Source organism: Actinoplanes sp. NPDC051633 (genome assembly GCF_040681735.1).
GTDB lineage: Bacteria > Actinomycetota > Actinomycetes > Mycobacteriales > Micromonosporaceae > Actinoplanes.
Genome location: NZ_JBFAZH010001762.1, coordinates 1 through 1138, shown reverse-complemented (window position 1 = coordinate 1138; position 1138 = coordinate 1). Strand labels below are relative to the sequence as shown.

1 protein-coding gene is annotated in these 1138 nt (G+C 70.3%); it reads left to right on the top strand.

The features are described 5' to 3' along the window. Nucleotides 1-166 precede the first annotated feature (166 nt). Nucleotides 167-1039 carry a tetratricopeptide repeat protein gene (locus AB0M20_RS44975; RefSeq protein WP_364307747.1) on the top strand — a complete coding sequence of 291 codons (873 nt, stop codon included), beginning with the start codon at nt 167-169 and terminating at the stop codon, nt 1037-1039. Nucleotides 1040-1138 lie beyond the last annotated feature (99 nt).

The following is a 1138-nucleotide window of genomic DNA, read 5'->3' as shown; positions in this document are numbered from 1 at the left end:
CGCCTTGGTGATCCCCCGCTTGGACCCCCGGGCGGTCCACACCGGCGACGTCCACCGGATATCCGAGAACTCCCGGCCGCCGGCCGCCGGCGCCGCCGATTCCCTGGACATCCGCCGTCGTCAGCGAACGTGGCCCGGCGAGAACCGGGCAGCGCAGGCGTCACCGATGACCGTGCCGGCCGTCGAGCAGGCCTTGTCCTGGTTCACCCGCAACGAGTTCATCCTGGCCGAACTCGCGCGGGAGGCACACGCGCGCGGTGATGCGGCCACGTGCTGGTCGTTGACGGACTCCCTCGCGCCGTACCTCAAGCGCCGCGGCGCCTGGGCACGCCAGCGCGACATCCAGGAGCTCGGACTTCGTGCGTCCTCCGCGCTGGGCAGCGACCAGGCCGGCCACTCGGCGCTGAGCCTCGCCCGGGCGTTGTACGGCCTGGGCGATCACACGTCCGCGGCGTACGTGCTGGACGAGGCGGCGCAGTTCTTCAAGGAGGCCGACGACCGCTCCGGCGAAGCCGACGTGTTCCTCACCAGTTCCGACTGGTCTCTGACGGCGGGCGATTTCCAGGAGGCGCTCGACCTGGCGAACACCTCGCTGTCGATATGCGCGGAGATCGGCGACACCGTCGGCACCGGCCGGGCACTCAACGGAGCCGGCTGGGATCTGATCCAGATGGGGCACCCGGAGAAGGCGAAGCAGCTCTGCCAGGAAGCCCTCACCCTCCTGGAGGCGGCCTCGGACCTGACCGGACTGGCCATCACCTGGGACAGCGTCGGCGAGTGTCATCGCATGGCGGGCTCGTTCGACGACGCGATCGAGTGCTTCGCCACCGCGGCATCGCTCGCCGAGGACATTCAGGCCTTCCCGCTGGCGGCGGAGGTGCTCACCCGGCTCGGTGAGTGCCATGACGAGAACCGCGACCCCGACGGCGCGCTCCGGGCCTGGTCCAGAGCGGCGCAAGCCCTGCAGCGCGAAGCCATCCCGGACGCGGCCGCTCTGGCCGCCCTCCACGACCGGATCCGCAAGCACACCGGCAGTTAGGGTCTGTTTTGAAATTGGCCCGCGGCTGCGGCGAGGGCCAGAGCGTGGCTGACATCGGCCGCGACTCGCCCTAATACCGGGTGTATTTGGGCGTTTCGC

Bases quoted from the DNA above. Each gene is read 5' to 3' on its own strand.
- AB0M20_RS44975 (WP_364307747.1), top strand. From the start codon at position 167: ATGACCGTGCCGGCCGTCGAGCAGGCCTTGTCCTGGTTCACCCGCAAC.